At 72.0% G+C, this 16,763-nt stretch carries 19 protein-coding genes and 2 pseudogenes; 12 read left to right on the forward strand and 9 right to left on the reverse strand.

Features of this window, described 5'->3' with window-relative positions:
* The first annotated feature begins 45 nt into the window (after positions 1 to 45).
* Positions 46 to 432, forward strand: coding sequence for a hypothetical protein (locus tag ACH4ZX_RS38330; RefSeq protein WP_398283222.1), 387 nt, complete (start codon positions 46 to 48; stop codon positions 430 to 432).
* Positions 429 to 722 carry a DUF4031 domain-containing protein gene (locus ACH4ZX_RS38335; protein ID WP_398283224.1) on the forward strand — a complete coding sequence of 98 codons (294 nt, stop codon included), beginning with the start codon at positions 429 to 431 and terminating at the stop codon, positions 720 to 722. Before ACH4ZX_RS38330 ends, ACH4ZX_RS38335 begins: the two co-directional genes overlap by 4 nt.
* Here the strand turns inward: ACH4ZX_RS38335 and ACH4ZX_RS38340 are convergent.
* Complete coding sequence (locus ACH4ZX_RS38340) at positions 692 to 1,780, reverse strand: GNAT family N-acetyltransferase (protein WP_398283226.1); 1,089 nt, start codon at positions 1,778 to 1,780, stop codon at positions 692 to 694. The two genes, ACH4ZX_RS38335 and ACH4ZX_RS38340, sit on opposite strands and share 31 nt — an antisense overlap.
* Positions 1,781 to 1,900: 120 nt before the next feature.
* Here ACH4ZX_RS38340 and ACH4ZX_RS38345 point away from each other — a divergent pair, with 120 nt between their 5' ends.
* Genes ACH4ZX_RS38345 through ACH4ZX_RS38355 form a run of 3 tightly spaced genes read left to right on the forward strand, consistent with a single transcriptional unit; the run spans position 1,901 to position 4,078 of the window.
* Positions 1,901 to 3,169 (forward strand): glycosyltransferase family 4 protein, encoded by a 1,269-nt coding sequence (locus tag ACH4ZX_RS38345; RefSeq protein ID WP_398283228.1) that lies wholly within the window; start codon positions 1,901 to 1,903, stop codon positions 3,167 to 3,169.
* Positions 3,166 to 3,528, forward strand: a complete 363-nt coding sequence (locus tag ACH4ZX_RS38350; RefSeq protein WP_398283230.1) for a hypothetical protein — start codon at positions 3,166 to 3,168, stop codon at positions 3,526 to 3,528. Before ACH4ZX_RS38345 ends, ACH4ZX_RS38350 begins: the two co-directional genes overlap by 4 nt.
* 46 nt (positions 3,529 to 3,574) lie before the next feature.
* On the forward strand, positions 3,575 to 4,078 hold the full coding sequence (locus ACH4ZX_RS38355) for a hypothetical protein (RefSeq protein WP_398283232.1): 504 nt from the start codon (positions 3,575 to 3,577) through the stop codon (positions 4,076 to 4,078).
* A gap of 25 nt (positions 4,079 to 4,103) precedes the next feature.
* Here the strand turns inward: ACH4ZX_RS38355 and ACH4ZX_RS38360 are convergent, their stop codons facing one another.
* A complete protein-coding gene (locus ACH4ZX_RS38360; protein WP_398283233.1) occupies positions 4,104 to 4,748 on the reverse strand; it encodes a hypothetical protein in 645 nt (214 codons plus the stop codon).
* A gap of 200 nt (positions 4,749 to 4,948) precedes the next feature.
* On the opposite strand from ACH4ZX_RS38360, the pseudogene ACH4ZX_RS38365 reads away from it, so the two are divergent.
* A pseudogene (locus ACH4ZX_RS38365) lies at positions 4,949 to 5,658 on the forward strand (maleylpyruvate isomerase family mycothiol-dependent enzyme).
* Positions 5,659 to 5,796: 138 nt separating this feature from the next.
* A complete protein-coding gene (locus ACH4ZX_RS38370) occupies positions 5,797 to 6,489 on the forward strand; it encodes a copper homeostasis protein CutC (RefSeq protein ID WP_398283235.1) in 693 nt (230 codons plus the stop codon).
* A 45-nt stretch (positions 6,490 to 6,534) separates the two neighbouring features.
* On the opposite strand, the gene ACH4ZX_RS38375 is transcribed toward ACH4ZX_RS38370, so the two are convergent.
* The 3 genes from ACH4ZX_RS38375 to ACH4ZX_RS38385 are packed head-to-tail and all read right to left on the reverse strand — an operon-like array spanning position 6,535 to position 9,307.
* A complete protein-coding gene (locus ACH4ZX_RS38375) occupies positions 6,535 to 6,894 on the reverse strand; it encodes a hypothetical protein (protein WP_398283237.1) in 360 nt (119 codons plus the stop codon).
* Complete coding sequence (locus ACH4ZX_RS38380; protein ID WP_398283239.1) at positions 6,891 to 7,268, reverse strand: hypothetical protein; 378 nt, start codon at positions 7,266 to 7,268, stop codon at positions 6,891 to 6,893. The genes ACH4ZX_RS38375 and ACH4ZX_RS38380 overlap by 4 nt, the downstream gene beginning before the upstream one ends.
* Complete coding sequence (locus tag ACH4ZX_RS38385; protein WP_398283241.1) at positions 7,265 to 9,307, reverse strand: HelD family protein; 2,043 nt, start codon at positions 9,305 to 9,307, stop codon at positions 7,265 to 7,267. Before ACH4ZX_RS38385 ends, ACH4ZX_RS38380 begins: the two co-directional genes overlap by 4 nt.
* Before the next feature lie 402 nt (positions 9,308 to 9,709).
* Here ACH4ZX_RS38385 and ACH4ZX_RS38390 point away from each other — a divergent pair, with 402 nt between their 5' ends.
* Together ACH4ZX_RS38390 and ACH4ZX_RS38395 are read left to right on the forward strand one after the other, a co-directional pair.
* A complete protein-coding gene (locus ACH4ZX_RS38390) occupies positions 9,710 to 9,871 on the forward strand; it encodes a hypothetical protein (RefSeq protein WP_398283243.1) in 162 nt (53 codons plus the stop codon).
* Between the two features lie 88 nt (positions 9,872 to 9,959).
* Positions 9,960 to 10,337: a hypothetical protein gene (locus ACH4ZX_RS38395; RefSeq protein WP_398283245.1), complete on the forward strand. Its 378-nt coding sequence runs from the start codon at positions 9,960 to 9,962 to the stop codon at positions 10,335 to 10,337.
* A 199-nt stretch (positions 10,338 to 10,536) separates the two neighbouring features.
* Here ACH4ZX_RS38395 and ACH4ZX_RS38400 read toward each other — a convergent pair whose 3' ends face one another.
* Positions 10,537 to 12,177, reverse strand: a complete 1,641-nt coding sequence (locus tag ACH4ZX_RS38400; protein WP_398283247.1) for a DNA repair helicase XPB — start codon at positions 12,175 to 12,177, stop codon at positions 10,537 to 10,539.
* Between the two features lie 109 nt (positions 12,178 to 12,286).
* Between ACH4ZX_RS38400 and ACH4ZX_RS38405 the strand changes: the two genes are divergently transcribed.
* On the forward strand, positions 12,287 to 13,846 hold the full coding sequence (locus tag ACH4ZX_RS38405; protein WP_398283249.1) for a recombinase family protein: 1,560 nt from the start codon (positions 12,287 to 12,289) through the stop codon (positions 13,844 to 13,846).
* A gap of 157 nt (positions 13,847 to 14,003) precedes the next feature.
* Positions 14,004 to 14,411 carry a transposase gene (locus tag ACH4ZX_RS38410; protein WP_398283251.1) on the forward strand — a complete coding sequence of 136 codons (408 nt, stop codon included), beginning with the start codon at positions 14,004 to 14,006 and terminating at the stop codon, positions 14,409 to 14,411.
* A 151-nt stretch (positions 14,412 to 14,562) separates the two neighbouring features.
* On the opposite strand, the gene ACH4ZX_RS38415 is transcribed toward ACH4ZX_RS38410, so the two are convergent.
* The 3 genes from ACH4ZX_RS38415 to ACH4ZX_RS38425 form a co-directional block, all read right to left on the reverse strand.
* Positions 14,563 to 15,399 (reverse strand): protein kinase, encoded by an 837-nt coding sequence (locus tag ACH4ZX_RS38415; protein WP_398283253.1) that lies wholly within the window; start codon positions 15,397 to 15,399, stop codon positions 14,563 to 14,565.
* Between the two features lie 70 nt (positions 15,400 to 15,469).
* Positions 15,470 to 15,913 (reverse strand): glycine-rich domain-containing protein, encoded by a 444-nt coding sequence (locus ACH4ZX_RS38420; protein WP_398283255.1) that lies wholly within the window; start codon positions 15,911 to 15,913, stop codon positions 15,470 to 15,472.
* A 249-nt stretch (positions 15,914 to 16,162) separates the two neighbouring features.
* Positions 16,163 to 16,393, reverse strand: a complete 231-nt coding sequence (locus tag ACH4ZX_RS38425; RefSeq protein ID WP_398283257.1) for a hypothetical protein — start codon at positions 16,391 to 16,393, stop codon at positions 16,163 to 16,165.
* A gap of 119 nt (positions 16,394 to 16,512) precedes the next feature.
* Here ACH4ZX_RS38425 and ACH4ZX_RS38430 point away from each other — a divergent pair.
* Positions 16,513 to 16,686, forward strand: a pseudogene (locus ACH4ZX_RS38430) (helix-turn-helix domain-containing protein); the annotation flags it as partial.
* Positions 16,687 to 16,763 lie beyond the last annotated feature (77 nt).

Here is a 16,763-nt window from a genome sequence, read left to right on the forward strand (position 1 = left end):
ATTTTCGGCTCGGTGTCGTGGTCAAGGGTGCGCACAATGGGAGACATGGACCCCACCATCAGCCCTCTGGAACAGGCGTTGCACGCGGCACGCGCCCTGGTGCTCGCCGACCTGGTCGCGGACGGGGTCGCCGAGGCCGACGTGGTGTCCCTCGTCGAGGACTCCGTCGTCCAGCGGCGCTGGTGGGTCGAGCAGTGGCCGGACGGCGCGGAGTTCGTCGCCGGGCTGGTCGCCCAGGACGTGCAGGACGCCCTGCTGGAACGCCACGGCCGCTGGCCGCTGTGCCCGGTCTGCGGCGCCGGCGACCCGCACGCCCTCGACATCGAGCCGGAACTCGGCGCCGACCCGCACTGGGTGTGCCACAAGGCGGGCGTACGCGTGGCGGCCGTGGGCTCCCTCGGACCGGTCACGGGCGGGACGCCGCCCAGGTGACCGTCTACATCGATCCGCCCGCCTGGCCCGGACACGGACGCATGTGGTCCCACCTGATCAGCGACGTCTCCTACGAGGAACTGCGCGCCTTCGCCGACGGCCTGGCCCTGCCCCGCCGCGCCTTCGAACGCGACCACTACGACGTCCCGTCGCACCGCTACGCGGACGCGGTGGCCGCCGGCGCGGTCCAGGTCAGCAGCCGCGAGGTGGTACGCCTCCTCACGGCGGCGGGCCTGCGGCGACGGAAGCGGCGGGCGGCTCAGCTACCCGGCGCGGAGGCGAGCTCGTAGGCGAGCCGGCCCGTGTCCTCGCCGTCCTCGCTCACCCTGCGGAAACCCGCGCGGGTGACGACCGCCTGGGAGGGCAGGTTGTCCGGCTCGACGACCGCGAGCAGCGCGCGCACGTCGTCGCGGGCCAGCGCCCAGGAGGCGAGGGCGCGCAGGGCCTCGGTGGCGTAGCCGTTGCCGCGGGCGGCCTCGACCAGGTCGTAGCCGATCTCCGCGCGGCCCTCCTCGTCCGGGACGCCGTGGAAGCCCATGCCGCCGATCGCGTGGCCGTCCTCCCGGCGCACCAGGACGAACATGCCGAACTCCGGCCGGTGGACGCCCGTCTCGTACGCCTTGAGCATCATCCCGGCCGCGTCCCGGGTGCCCTCGTACAGGCCGCCCGCGAGCCACCGGAAGCCGCCGTCGCCGCCCGCGGCCAGGTCGGCGGCGGCCGCCGGGGTGACGCCCTGGAGGACGAGCCGGCCGGCGGGCAGGACCAGGTCGTTCTGCCAGCGCCACTCGGTGACCGGGGCGCGGCCGGGCAGTTCGCCGCGGCCGGTGGCCCACAGCAGGGTGCGCCAGGCGTCGGGGCCGGGACGCACCTGCGGGAAGATCCGGGTGAGGACGAACTCCGGCAGCCCGGAGGCGGGTTCGTACGACAGGCCCAGGCCCAGCGCGATGTCGTGCGTGTGCAGCAGCACCTCGGCGACGCCCATCGCCGCGAAGCCCTCGCGGTTCGCGCTGCGGAACGGGTACGGATGGAAGGCGCGCACCTCGCGCGGAGTGGTGCGGATCGCGGCGGTGAACAGGGCGCCGGCCGTCTCGATCACGTCCAGGGCGCCCGCGTTGTCGGTGCCCTCGTCGAGCACGATCTCGAAGGGGACGTACGCCTCCTGCGCGCGCCCCGCCAACTGCCCCGCGTAGGCCAGGAGATCACCCGCGATGTGCTCCGCGGTGCGGCGGCAGCTCCATTCCAGCGTGCCCGCCCGCACCCCGTCCCAGTCGCGGTCCGCGGCCGCCCGCAGCAGCGCCACCGCGCCGGCCACGGCCTGCTCCACCCGTTCTGCGCCCATGTCTCCCATGGGGGCACGCTATTGCGGACGCGTCCGGCGCGCACGCGTATTGCCCACCGGCCCTCCCGCCGGTGCAACGGAGCGATAACACCGGCAACCGGCAAGCGAGTTGCCGGTATCTAGTCCGCCATGAAGATTTCCTTCCTCATTCACAACGCCTACGGGATCGGAGGCACGAACACCACGACGTTCAACCTGGCCCGGGCGCTGTCCGAACGGCACGAGGTGGAGATCGTCTCGGTGCTGCGGCACCGGGAGCAGCCGCAGCTCGTCCTGGACCCGAAGGTGTCCCTGCGGGCGCTGGTGGATCTGCGGCACGAGAAGGAACATCCGCTGCATCTCAGACCGGCGCGGGTGTTCCCCGCCGCCGAGCACCGCCACCGGCAGTACAGCGAGCTGACCGACGAGCGGATCGGCCGGTACCTCGAGTCCGTCGACGCCGACGCCGTCATCGGCACCCGGCCGGGGCTCAACGTCCATCTCGCGCTGCAGGCCCCGCGACGGGTCGTCCGGGTCGGGCAGGAGCACCTCGCCCTCGACCGCCACTCGCCCCGGCTGCGCACCGCGCTGCGCCGGGCCTACCGCGGGCTCGACGTGCTCACCACGGTCACGGAGGCGGACGCGGCCGCCTACCGGCGCAAGATGTGGCTGCCCGGGGTCCGGGTGCAGGCCCTGCCCAACAGCGTCCCCGATCCGGCGCTGCCGGCCTCCGACGGCACCGCCAAGGTGGTGGTCGCGGCCGGCCGCCTGGTCGCGGGCAAGCGTTACGACCTGCTCATCGAGGCGTTCGCCCTGGTCGCCGCCGAACGCCCCGACTGGCGGCTGCGCATCTACGGTACCGGCGAGGAACGCGGCCGGCTGCGGCGGCTCATCGAGCGCCTCGGCCTGTACGACAACGTCTTCCTGATGGGCGCCGCGGCCCCCCTGGAGGCGGAGTGGGTCAAGGGCTCGATCGGTGCGGCCGCGTCCGACTTCCAGGCGTTCGGCATGACCATCGTCGAGGCGATGCGGTGCGGACTGCCGATGGTGAGCACCGACTGCCCGCACGGTCCCGGCGAGATCATCTCGGACGGCGCCGACGGCCGGCTGGTTCCGGTCGGGGACCGCGACGCGCTGGGCGCCGCGCTGCTGGGACTCGTCCGCGACGACGCGTTACGCCGCCGCATGGGGCGTACGGCCATGGAGAACGCGCGGCGGTTCGCGCCGGCCGCCGTCGTGCGGCAGGCCGAGGACCTGATCGAGGAGGCGCTGTCGGCCAGGGAAAGCGGGCGGAGGCCGGCCGCACGGGACCGGGCCGGCATACGCCGCGCCCTGACCGGCCGCGGCTACGCCGCCCAGGACGCCGCCCGCGTACTGGGCAGCAGCGCGCTGGGCACGGTACGGAGGGGACGGCGATGACGGAGGGAACGGCGATGACGGAGCACCCGGAGGACGCCGGAACGGCGCCCGGTCCGCAGCCGCGCGCGGACTGCACGGTCGACGCGGACGGCCGTATCACCTTCCGGCTCCAGCCGGACACGGCCGCCGGCTCCCCGGCGCCGTACCTGCTGCTGCGGCTGCGCCCGAAGAAAGGGCAGCCCGAGAAGGGGCAGCCCGAGGTGACCCTGCGGCTCCTCGATCCGGAACCGGCGGACGGCGACGTCCGCAGGCGCGCCGTCCTCGAGCCGCGACCCGCCCTCGCCGAGGGACGGTGGGACGTGTATCTCGTCCCCGGTCCGGGGGGCGTCGCCGCAGCGGGTGCGCCCCGGCCTGCGTGACCTGCGGGCCCTGGTCGGCGGCCCGCTCCGCGAGGTGCCGGCGCCGGTGGCCGTGCGGATTCCGTACGCCACCAAGGACGGCTTTCTCGCCGTACGGACCTGGCTGCGCGCCGCCCATGCGGAGGTGGAGCGCATCGAGGTCACGGACAGCTCGATGACGGTCCGGGCCCGGCTGCACGGCACCGGCCCGCTGCCGGGGACCGCCACCGTACGACTGCGCCGGCGGGGCGGGGACGGCGTCCTGCGGACCGTGGAACCCCGGGCCGGGAGCGACGACCGGGGCTTCTCCTTCACCGTGGACTACGGCGAGTTGGCCGCCGGCAACGGCACCGGCAGCCATGTCTGGGACCTCGCGGTCCAGCTCTCGTCCCGCCCGGAGGTATCGGAGGTCTCGGAGGTCCCCGCCGTCCGGATCGGCCGCCTGCTGGACGACCTGGCCGACCGCAAGGAGATCTTCGTCTATCCCGCGGCAACGGTCGGGGACGTCGTGGTACGTCCCTACTACACGGTCGACAACGACCTGTCCGTCGAGGTGGCACCCGCCGGGTGAGCCGGGGAGCCAGAGCGCCCGGGAGTCAGAGCGACAGCATCTCCAGCTCGGCGGTGAGGTTGTAGCGCGCCGTCGCCTCCCACTCCCGCTCCCCGTGCGGGGTGTGGAACAGGCGTGGCAGGGAGAGGAGTTGGCGCAGGATGTCGGAACGGCCCGCGCGGAAGGCGTCGTTCGGCACGAAGTGGTACTCCTCGCGGACGGCGGCGGTGTACGCGGCGTACGCGGAGGGCGGGGCGGCGAGGACCGCCAGGTCGGCGTCGCACAGCACCGCGCCGTTCGCGTCGCCGGGCGCCGGGGCGTGCGTGACGGTGAGCCGCACCAGCCGGGCCACCTCGGCGGTCCGGTCCGCCGCCACCCCGGCCTCGGGCAGGGCGCGTTCGGCGAGCCGGGCGGAACGCTCCTCGTTCTCGGAGCGGTCGGGCAGGTAGACGGCGTCGTGGAACCAGGCGGCCAGGCGGACGACGTCCGCGTCGGCGGCGTACTCCTCCAGCGTGTCGACGTGGTCGAGGACCGCGGTGAGGTGGGCCAGCGTGTGGTAGTGGCGCTGCGGTTCCTGCCAGCGGGCGAGGAGGTTGGCGGCGTACGGCGACGGGTCGGGACCGCCGGCCCCGCACCGGACCCCCTCCAGGGCACGGACGAAACGGGCACGCAGGACGTCGAGATCGGCCATGCGGCCATTCTGCCCCGGCGCGCACCCTCGCCCGCTCCCGCCGCCGCGGGGGCCGGTGCACTCGATGGGGGGAGTCCCGGCCGTTCACGGGAGTGGCGGTGGTGCTCCACGCGTACCGCGCCCAGCAGGGGTCCGCTTTGCCTGCGGGACGGGGTTTCCGGTCCGGGACATGTCACGGTGCCGGGGTTAGCGTGACCTCCATGACGACTCCTGCGGATGTTTCCGACGTACGAGACCCCGAGCTGCCCGGGCGGCTGCTGGCCGCCGAGCGTGACGCGCTGATCCCGCTGCTGCGGGCCCGGCCGGACGCGGACTTCGCGCGTCCGGCCGTCGCGTGTCCGGGCTGGAGCGTGCGGGACGTGCTGGCGCACTGTTCCTCCGCGCTGATGCGGGTGGTGGAGAGCCGGTACGAGAAGGACGTGTTCTCGCCCGCCGCCAACGACCGCGACATCGCCGAGCGGGCCGGCTGGACGCACCAGCAGGTGGTCGACGAGCTGGAGCGCGGGATGACCGAGGCCGGGCCGGTGATCGCCGCGTCCGGCGGGCTGCTCGACAAGATCGCGCTGGGGGTGGGGGTCCCCCCACGCCTTTGAGGCAGTGGGGGAGGGTGCACGGCGGGGACGTGCGCGAGGCGCTGGGGGAGCCGGGGGCGTACGGCGGGCGGCCCTTGCCGGACGCGCTGGCGCTGCTGGCCTACGTCACCCGGAAGGAGGGGCGGCCCCCGCTGCACGCCGACCTCGACGACCTGGACGAGCCGTTGCGGCTGGGCGACGTGAGCGGGGAGCGCCCGCCCGCCCGCTTCATCGGCGACGCCCCCACCCTCGTACGGCTGTACGCGGGGCGTTCGGCGGCCGGGGCGTCGTACGAGCTGGCCGGGGCCGGGGAGGGGGAGCTGAACATCTTCGGGTGAACATCTTCGGGTGAACGGCAGCGGCTGAGGGGCGGCGGCTGAGGGGCGGCGGTGTGGCGACGGGGGCGGGGCGTAGTCTTCAATGGGTGATTGGACTAGACCTGTAGCCGCCCGATGAATGCCGACGAATGGGGTCCCATGAGCAAGCGTGCAGTCCTGGAGGTGATCGCCCTCGACGCCGAGGACGCCGTCGCCGCCCAGGCCGGAGGCGCGGACCGTCTCGAACTGGTCACCGACATGGCGGCGGACGGGCTCACCCCGTCGACCACGACCGTCGCCGCCGTCCGCGCCGCCGTCGACATCCCGGTACGCGTGATGCTGCGGCTCTGCGACGGCTTCGCCGCCGGGGACGTCGAACGGCTCGTGGAGACCGCCGGGCGGCTGCGGGACGCCGGGGCCGACGAGTTCGTCCTCGGCTTCCTCGACGCCGCCGGGGAGGCCGACCTGGCGGCCGTCGAACGCGTCGTCGCCGGGCTGGACGGCTGCGCGTGGACCTTCCACCGGGCGATCGACCGCGCCGCCGACCGCGACACCCTGCGCAAACAGCTGGACGGCCTGCCCGGGCTGGACGCCTACCTGACGGCCGGGTCGGCGGCGGGCGTCGACGACGGCCTCCCCACACTGCTCGCCGAGGCGGAGCGGGGCGGGGAGCCCGGGTACGAGCAGCGGATCCTCGTCGGCGGCGGACTCCGCCTGGACCACGTGCCGCGCCTGCGCTCCGCCGGGATCGACGCCTTCCACATCGGCAGCGCCGCGCGCCCGGGAGGCTGGCAGGCTCAGGTGTCGACGGCGGCCGTGGCCGACTGGCGGACGGCCCTGGACGACGCCTGAGCCGGCGGAAGCCGCCCCCTCGCTGTCCTGTTCCGGCCCCCGGCATCAGCGCCGGTCTGTGGCTCGCGGGTGCCCCGTACCTGCGAAGGTGACCCAGCAGGCCTCCCGGGCAGTGTCGAGGAGGTACCGGACGCGGCCGCCGCCGGTCACCTCGATCTGCCACTGCTCGCAGGCCTGCCCGCGGTGGGTGCCATGTGCCGGGCCGCCCTCGAGACGGTGGTGCCGGGGCGTCTCGGTGGCCGGCCTGGGGTTCGTGCGCATGGTGATCCAGGCCCGGCAGGTGTTCTCAGGGGCCTGCTGGGCGAGGCTCTCCCAGCCCTTGGCCGAGGCGGCATCGGCGAAGCGGACTTCCCAGTGGCCGTCCGGTGCCGAGGGCGCGGCGCGGTCACCGCGGCCCGCGCTCATGCGACGTCCCGCGGGTCCGGTACCGGGCCGTTGTCCCCACCGTGGTCCCTGGTCAGCGCGGCCAGCAGTTCGGGGTCGGAGTAGACCTCGGCGGTGTGCTGCCAGGCGATGAGCATCAGGGCGACGGAGGCGCTGTTGCCGATCGAGTCCGCGGCGCGCATGGTGTCGACCAGTTCGACGGCGAATGCGTGGAGATCGGGCTCGGGCAGGAAACGGACCCACGGGAAGGCGTCCGGCAGCATGTCGAGAAGCAGCTCCGCGCTGCCGGGCTCCCGGCGAGCCACCGCTGCCGGCATCCGGGTGGCCGCCGACACCACCGTCTGCTCCTGCTCGGCCCGCGCCGCGGTGGTGAGGACCAGATCCTCGCCGGTCACGTCAGCTGGGGTGGGAGTGGGGCCGTGTGGGTGACGGTCAGGCCGGAGACGGCTCGGGTCAGGGCCACGTACAGGCGGCGCAGACCCGTGCGTTCGTCCGGTTCGCCGTCGACCACGGCCTGCGGCTCGTCGAGGACGACGTAGTCGTACTCCAGGCCCTTGGCGAGCGAGGCCGGGACCAGGGTCAGGCGGGTCTCGGCCGTCGTCTCCTCGCCGGGGGCCAGGTGGGCGATGCCCGCCGCCGCCAGCGCCTCGGCCAGCGCCGGGACGCGGGCGTCGGCGGCGATCAGGCCGGTCGAGCCCTCGTTGCGCAGCGACTCCTCGCACGCGGCGACCACTTCGGCGGTGTCCGTGACCCGGCGGACGTCGAAGAAGCCCGGGTTCTCGCGGACCGACGCGACCGGCGTCAGGCCGGGCGCGATGTGCGGCAGCAGCCGGGAGGCGTACGTGATCACGTCCGTCGGGACGCGGAAACCGGCCGTCAGCTCCTCGATCACGCCGTCCGCCTTGCCGAGGTGGGCCAGCGCCTCGTCCCAGCTCCGCGTCGCCCACGGCGTGGTGCCCTGGGCGAGGTCGCCGAGGACGGTCGCCGAACCGGTGCTGCAGCGCCGCCCGACCGCCCGGTACTGCATGGGGGACAGGTCCTGCGCCTCGTCCAGGACGACGTGGCCGAGGGAGGGCGTGCGCTCCACGATGTCCCGCGCCTCGTCGATCAGCACCGCGTCCGCCGGCGACCACCTGGCCGACTTCACCGACCGCACCGGCTTCGCCCACAGGATCGTCTTCTGCTCGTCCTCGCTCAGCAGGCCCTCGGCGTGCTCCGCGAGGAAGTCCGCGTCCGTGAGCAGGCGCAGCACGAGTTTCGCCGGGTCCACCGGCGGCCAGACCGCCTTCACGGCCGCCTTCACCGCGCTGTTGCGGGCCACCGCGTCCTGCACCCGGTCGTCCGGGGCCTCCCCGGAGCGCTCCATCTGCACCAGCACCGCGTGCGCGACACGCTGCGGCAGGGCCTCACGGGCGGCGCCGTAGCGGATATCGCGCTCCAGCAACTCGCGGACGATGCCCTCCAGTTCGTACGCCGGCACCCGCCAGCGGCGCGAGCCGCGCACGACGACGACCGGCTCGGCCGGCATGGTCACGTGCGCGTACACGGCCCGCCGCAGCACCTGGGCCATCCGCGCGTCGCCCTTCACGACCGCCGCCGCCGCGTCGTCCGTGCCGCGCACCTCCACGTCGCGCGCGACCAGGTCGTCGACCGTGGCCTGCCGGACCGTCAGCTCGCCCAGCGCGGGCAGGACCTGCTCGATGTAGTGCAGGAAGGACCGGTTCGGCCCGATGACCAGGGTGCCCGTGCGGGCCAGCCGCTCGCGGTGCGCGTACAGCAGGTAGGCGACCCGGTGCAGGCCGACGGCCGTCTTCCCGGTGCCCGGACCTCCCTGCACGCACACGGTCCCGCCCAGCCCGCTGCGGACGATCTCGTCCTGCTCGGGCTGGATCGTCGCCACGATGTCGCGCATCGGGCCGACGCGCGGGCGCTCGATCTCCTGCTGGAGCAGCTTGCTGGTGCGGGCCGCCTCGGACGGGTCGGACAGGTGCTCGTCCTCGTACGCCGTGAGGTCGCCGCCGGTGTAGCCGAAGCGGCGGCGCAGCGCGACGTCCAACGGGTCCTTCTTCGACGCCCGGTAGAACGGCTGCGAGACCGGCGCGCGCCAGTCGATCACCATCGGGTCCCCGTCGGCGTCGTGCACGTGCCGCCGCCCGATGTAGAACCTCTCCCCTTCGGCGCCCTCGGCCTGATCGGCGCCGGGGGCGTGCAGGTAGTCGAGGCGGCCGAAGAACAGCGGGGTGTCGCTGAGGTCGGCCAGCGCCTTGATGCGTTCGTCGATCTGGCGGGCCAGCACCTCGGCGTTGACCCAGTTCGCGGTGACGTCGCTGATGTCGAGCGATTCGACGTCCTCGCGCATGGCCCGCAGGGCGGCCCGGGAGGCGGCGAGGTGGGAGCGCTCACGGGAGAGGGGATCGTCGACGGGCGTGGACAAGGGGGTGCCTCCGAAGGCCTGCGGCTGACATGCGTGACATGCGTGACATGCGTGACCGGCACGACCGGTATGACTCGGCATGACGGGCGTGCGGGCGTGACTGGCTGCGGGATACCGGCCGGTTTCCGTCCGGACGGCGGCGCTCCGTGTTCGGGAGGCGGGCAAGAGCGGAGATTCTAGGCCAGGCACGCGGGCGGTCGCCAACCGATTTTCCGGCACCCCGGCCGCCGGCCCGGTGGTCCCCTGACGCCGTGGTCCCCTGACCCCCTGACCCCCTGGTCCCCTAGGGGACGCGGCAGCACCGGTGAAGGAGCGGGTCAGACCGGGGTACTACGCGGCGCCGCCGGCGGCTCGCCCCGCGGACCGATGCGGACCTTATGTCCGGAACGCCACCATGGATACATGAGTGCAGCAACCGTCCACCCGGCCCCTTCGCACAGCCACCACCCACACCTCCACCGCATCGCCGAAGTCCTGCACGCGATAAAGGTCTTCGTCGGCGCCGCCTTCAGCGTCGCCGTCCTCGGCGAGTACGGCGAGGACCCGGGCGTCCTCCGTAAGTGACCCCCGTGCCGAACTGAGTACGAGCCCACCCGCGGGACGAGCAGGGGCACCGGCGCTCCGCCGCCCACGGGCCTGCTTTACTGCGCGCATGACAACACAGCACAACCCGGCACAACCCCTCCCCAGACCGGACGCGGACGCGCGGGACCGCCGGGCCTGGGTGGCGCCGCTCGTCGCGACGGTCCTGTTCGTGTTCCTCGGCCCGGCCGCGCTGCTCATCGGCGGCATGTCCGCCATGGCGACCGACGGCTGCGGCCACGACGACTGCTCGGCACTCATCACGCAGCTCGACGTGGTCTACGGCATCCTCACCTACGGCGGCCCGCTGGCCGTCCTCGCCTGCATCGCCGCGTGGGCCCTGCCCTGGAAGCGCCGCTGGTCGGCCGCCCGCGTGGTCGCCGCCGTCGTCACCGTGCTCCCGCCGCTGTTCGTCCTGCTGCTGGTGTTCACGCTCCCCGCGCCGTGAGCCACCGGACCGCCCGGCCCTGAGCCACCGGACCGCCCGGCCCTGAGCCACCGGACCGCCCGGCCCTGAGCCACCGGACTGCCCGGCCCTGAGCGGCCGGACGGAGCGCTCCCGGACTCCGACGAGGCGGCCGGACGGACCGCTCCCGGACTCCGACGAGGCGGCCGGACCGCTCCGAAGCTCCGAGCGGCCGGACCGCTCAGCTCTCCGCGAGGATCTCGTCCGCGTCCACGATCCGGTAGGCGTAGCCCTGCTCGGCCAGGAAGCGCTGCCGGTGGGCGGCGAAGTCCTGGTCGATCGTGTCGCGGGCGACCACGGAGTAGAAGTGGGCCTGGTGGCCGTCGGCCTTGGGCCGCAGCACCCGTCCCAGCCGCTGTGCCTCCTCCTGCCGCGACCCGAAGGTCCCCGACACCTGGATCGCGACCGTCGCCTCCGGCAGGTCGATGGAGAAGTTCGCGACCTTGGACACCACCAGCACGCTGACCTCGCCCTCCCGGAAGGCGTCGAACAGCTTCTCCCGCTGCGCGTTGGACGTCTCGCCCTTGATGACGGGCGCGTCCAGGTGCTCACCCAGCTCGTCGAGCTGGTCGATGTACTGCCCGATGACCAGGATCTGCTGCCCGGCGAACCGCCGCACCAGCGCCTCGGTCACCTTCCGCTTGGTCGCGGTGGTTGCGCAGAAGCGGTACTTCTCCTCCGTCTCGGCCGTGGCGTACGCGAGCCGCTCGGAGTCCGTGAGGTTGACCCGGACCTCCACGCAGTCGGCGGGCGCGATGTAGCCCTGCGCCTCGATCTCCTTCCACGGAGCGTCGAACCGCTTGGGGCCGATCAGCGAGAACACGTCCGACTCGCGGCCGTCCTCGCGCACCAGGGTCGCGGTCAGCCCCAGTCGCCGCCGCGCCTGGAGGTCGGCGGTGAACTTGAACACGGGCGCGGGCAGCAGGTGCACCTCGTCATAGACGATCAGGCCCCAGTCGCGGGAGTCGAACAGCTCCAGATGCGGGTAGACGCCCTTCCGCCGCGTCGTCAGCACCTGGTAGGTGGCGATGGTGACGGGCCGGATCTCCTTCCGCGTCCCGCTGTACTCGCCGATCTCGTCCTCGGTCAGCGAGGTGCGCTTCACCAGCTCGTGCTTCCACTGCCGGGCGGAGACGGTGTTCGTGACGAGGATCAGGGTGGTCGACTTGGCCTGCGCCATCGACCCCGCGCCGACCAGCGTCTTGCCGGCCCCGCAGGGCAGCACGACGACCCCGGAGCCGCCGTGCCAGAAGTTCTCCACGGCCTGCTTCTGGTACGCCCTGAGCGCCCAGCCGTCCTCGTTCAGCTCGATCGGGTGCGCCTCGCCGTCCACGTAACCGGCGAGATCCTCGGCCGGCCAGCCCAGCTTGAGCAGCACCTGCTTGATCTGCCCGCGCTCGGAGGGGTGCACGGCGACGGTGTCCGGGTCGATGCGCGTCCCGACCAGCGGCGCGATCCGCTTCGAGCGCAGCACCTCCTCCAGCACCGGCCGGTCGGTGCTGGTCAGCACCAGTCCGTGCGTCGGGTGCTTGCTGAGGGTCAGCCGGCCGTAGCGGTCCATCGTCTCGGCGACGTCCACCAGCAGCGCGTGCGGCACCGGGTAGCGGCTGTACTGCACGAGCGCGTCCACGACCTGCTCGGCGTCGTGCCCGGCCGCGCGCGCGTTCCACAGGCCGAGCGGCGTCACCCGGTAGGTGTGGATGTGCTCCGGCGCGCGCTCCAGCTCCGCGAACGGCGCGATGGCCCGACGGCACGCGTCGGCCTGCTCGTGGTCGACCTCGAGCAGCAGCGTCTTGTCGGACTGGACGATTAGGCAGGACACGCATACCTCCGCAGATAGGATCGTCAGCGTGACAGACACTGCACCTGCCACTGCTCGGGCCATGCCCCGTGCCCGGCGCCGGAAGGGCGTACCGGCCAGCGCGCCGGGGATGCGCGCCGCTATCTATGTTCGCCTATCACGTGAAACGGACGAGACGACTTCTCCTGAGCGCCAGAGAGCGGCGTGCGAGGCGTTGTGTGAGGCACGCGGGTGGGAGGTCATGGTCGTCGAGGAAGACATCGATGTCTCGGGCTTCTCCCGGGGTCTCGACCGGCCAGGACTGCAACGCATCCTCACTCGGCTCGCCGAGCTGGACGTGATCGTGTTCTTCAAGATCGACCGGCTCGCACGCTCGACGGTCGACTTCGCGGAGATCATGCGACTCGCCGAGCACCAGAGCGTCGCGCTCGCGTCGGCGACGGAGCCCCTCGACCTCACGTCCTCCATGGGCAGGGCTATGGCGAAGGTGATCGCGGTCTTCGCCGAGCTGGAGTCCGACACCATCGGCATGCGGGTGTCCAGCGCGCATGAGCACCTGCGCCGCGAGGGCCGCTACACCGGCGGTCGGGTCCCGTACGGGTACTTGGTCGTCCCCAACCCCAACGGTGCGGGCAAGGTCCTCGCGGTCAACGAGGACGAGGCCAAGACGATCAAGCGGATCGTGGAGCGGGTCCTGGCCAAGGACTCGCTCATGCAGATCATCAACGACCTCAACAAGGAGGGCGTCCCGTCGCCGGGACACACCTCACGCCAGACCACGGGCAAGCGCAGCGACTCCAAGCAGTGGTACACGACGACGCTGCGGAGCTTGCTGGGCAACCCCCAGTTGCTCGGCCAGGTCATCGAGGACGGAAAGCCGATCCTGCGGACGGACGGTCTGCCGCTGGTCAACCGGCCGCCGATCCTCGACACGGACACCTGGCAGGCGCTCCAGGACGAGTTGGAGCGCCGGACCAACCCTGGTGAGAAGCGCCGGGAGGGGACGTCGTTGCTGCGCGGCATCATGCACTGCGGAGTCTGCGGCGAGCGCATGTACACCTTCAGCGGGCGTAATGGTCAGCTCCGGTACCGGTGCGTCGGCCCGCTGAAGTACCGCCAGCGAGCGGCCAAGGGGGAGGAGAAGCCGGGCGTGAAGTGCTACGGGCCGACCGTGGCGGGGGTGACCACCGAGGAGTACGTCACCGAGCAGTTCCTCACAAAGTACGGGCACCTTTCCGTGATGCGGATGGTCCAGGAGGTCGGCGAGGACTTCCGCCCGCAGATCAGGCAGGCAGAGGAAGCGTTGGCCGACCTGCAAAAGGATCGCTACGACCGGGGCCTGTTCAGAGGCGACGACGGAGCGATCCGGTACGCGGAGCAGTACGCCAAGCTGGAAGAGCGACTGGCGACCCTGAAGGAGAGGCAGCGAACGGCGAAGCCGGGCGGCGTGAAGGCGGAGCCGACCGGTGAGACGCACGCCGAGCAGTGGAAGCGCTCGGACGTGGCTGGCAAGCGAGATTTGCTGTTGAACGCGGGCGGCTACGTGGAGGTGGCACCCGCGCGGCGGGGCGGGAAGAAGCTGGACACCTCACGCCTGTCGGTGTACTTCGGCGAGGAGGGGCACATGCGACGGGCGGCAGCGGCGAAGAAGAGCGAACGGGAGACCGAGGCGGCTGACAGCCAGGGCTGACGCCGCAGTCACCGGACACACGCAGCGACGCCCCCACCTCGTCCGTCAGGTGGGGGCGTCGCTGTTTGCGTTCAGGTCAGTCCTCCTGTTCCCTTCGGGTGCGCCTTGCGGGCGTGAAAACATGGTTGTGGCGCCTGCCCGCCGATGCCGGTAGCTCATGTCGGTCTTCCCCACCGCCGGCCATCTCGTGTCCTGGGCGAAACTCTCCCCACGCACCCTCCAGTCCGGAAACAAGAACACCTCCGGCCCCACCGGCAAGGGCAACCCCTGGCTTCGCGGCGCTCTCGGCGAAGCAGCGATCTCCGCCGCACGGACCGACACCTTCCTCGGCGCCCGCTACCGCAGGATCATCAAGCGCCGCGGCCACATGAAAGCCCTGGTCGCCGTCGCCCGCTCCATCCTGGTGTCCGTCTGGCACCTCATGAGCGACCCGACCGCCCGTTACCGGGACCTCGGCGCCGACTTCCACACTCGCAACCTCGACCCGGGCCGCAAGAGCCGAGACCTCGTCCGCCAACTCAAGGCCCTCGGCCACGACGTCACCCTCACCCCGGCAGCCGCCTGACAGCACTCGACGCTCGCACCACACGCCACCGGGGGCTACTTCGCCATGCCCACCTGACCGTTGAGTTTTCCGGTCAGAACTGGGATATGGCCGACCGATCTGCAACTCGTCGCAGTGGGGCGCGCCTTCGCAGACCGCCGATGCCTCGGCTTCAGCTCAGGGCCTTGCCGACCTCGTAGATCGTTGGCCTGTCTTCGGGAGCGTGGCTGAGCATGGCCTCGATCAGTTCGCCCAGCTCCCCCCGCACCTTGACGGGCCGTCGCTTGCCGTCTGCCACGGCCCTTCGCTGCACAGGGCGCGGTGCGTCGTCGGGGTACTCGACTGCCCGCCAGCCCGTGGCGGAGATGAGCAGGGAAGCGCCGAGCGCGTAGATGTCGGCTTCCTGGGTGGGCTCAGCCTCTCCGGTGTCGAGCACACGGCGCGCGATCTCCGGGGCTTCGTAGTGGACGAGGCAGCCGCGGAACGGGAAGTCGTAACCCTCGGGCACCCGACCACCGCGCGCCAAGGCCAGATCGATCAGGTGCGTCCGCTCGGGTCCGATGATGAAGTGCGCGGGCTGCACGTCACCGTGCGCCCATCCTTTGGCGTGCAGTTCGGCCAGCGCCTCCACGCATCCCAGGGCGACGCTCGTGTGCGGATCGATCCGCGAGCCCGGCTTACGGCAGGGCTCCCACAGCTGGTAGAGGTCCGGTCCTTCCCGCCACGGCTGGAAGTTCCAGGTACCGCCGTCCCACTCGCCGTACGCGAAGTCATGTAGGCCCAGGCGGTACAACACCGCACCTTCGCGTGCGGGCGCGAGCGCCGTCCAGGGCTGGGCAGGCCATTCGGCCGTTGCCTCGATCGGATAGCCGACCTTCACGGCGTAGTGGCCCCGATGGCTCTCGACTTCCCAGACCATGGAGCCCCGGCGGTTGAGGACCAGGCGCTGAGTCGTGGGCATGAGCGCGTTGAGCACGACGATCGGCAGTTCAGGGGATGTCCCGGACAACGTCGGTTCTCCTTCCGGGCGACGCGGCCGACCCCACACCGAGGCCGGCCGCGCCGCTGCTGTCGTGTCGCTACGCCTGACCGTACGGCCGGCCGCAGTCGGAGTCGCACTGCGCGAGGTTCGTGCCGTCCACGGTCCACAGGTCGTCGAAGACCATGAACCCGGCCGCCTTCATCGCGTGCGCGGACGCGGCCACCTTCTCCGGGTCACGCGCCCCGCCACCCGGCTTGGGGTTGTGGTGGAGGAAGCGGCCCGCGTACCGGTCGCAGAGCGCGGCGTACTCCTTCGTGTGCAGGATGAGCGCGTGCAGACCGAGGTCCACGTCGTCGGACGGGACCATGGGGACGGTCGCGGTCGCGGCAGTGACCACGAAGGCCACTGCCTGGTCCGCGATCCGCTCGGCCCGCTCGCGGGACTGCCCGTTGTGGACGATCACGAAGTGGGTGAGGCTGTCGAACAGTTCCTCACCAGCCACCGCGCGACCGGTCTTCTGGTCATTGGCCGTTGCCGTCATGCGAATACTCCTTGAGTGTCGCTGTGCTCTGGCACTTGCGCCCGCATCGGTCGCCGAGACACGGCCTATGACGACCGGGGGGATGGAAGGCCGACCCCGAACGGGGACGGGGGAGCCAAGGGAAGGTGGCACCCCGTTCGGGGCGGCCGGTCTACTGGCTGATACCGAGGGCCATGCCGATCACCAGGCCACACGATCCGCTGACCATGATGATGAGCAGGACCCCGGCATACCGGCCGATGGCGCGCATCACAGCCCGTCCCGACTGTTGCCGTTCTTGATGGCCAGACGGGCGCTCAGTTCTTCCCGCGCGGTCGGGGCCACCACGTTGTCCGGCAGGGCATCCCACTCGACACCGCCGCCGACGGGCCTTATCTGCACCCGGGCGCCGACCTCGCCCATGACGACGCCGATACGTCCACTGGCAGTGTCCTTCGCCAGTTCACCGATGCCTGGCCCGGTCTGCTGGTTGCTCGCCATGCGGACGAGCATCCTGCCGCTCATCAGGACGTCGGAACCTCCGACAAACCCCACTTCGGGACGTCCCGCGTCGGGTAGAACGTCCCTAGTGCGGTCCCCGGCCGCTAGGAGAGATTGGGATGCCGAACGAGAGGTTACGTGCTGCCATGGCGGCCGGCGGCTGGACTTATGCCGCCTTTGCGGACAAGGTCGAAGTCGACCCCAAGTCCGTTGAACGATGGGTCAATCTGGGGCGTACGCCGCGCCGGGCCACGGCCATGCTGGCAGCGGAAATACTAGCCTGCGCGTTTCACTTGGGGGCGTGTCCGGATCATGAGCGGCAAAGCGAAAGTGCCTTCTGACCTGGGACGATAGGGCTTGTCTAAGGCTT

Origin of the sequence: Streptomyces sp. NPDC020490, from assembly GCF_044335305.1 — a bacterium.
GTDB lineage: Bacteria > Actinomycetota > Actinomycetes > Streptomycetales > Streptomycetaceae > Streptomyces.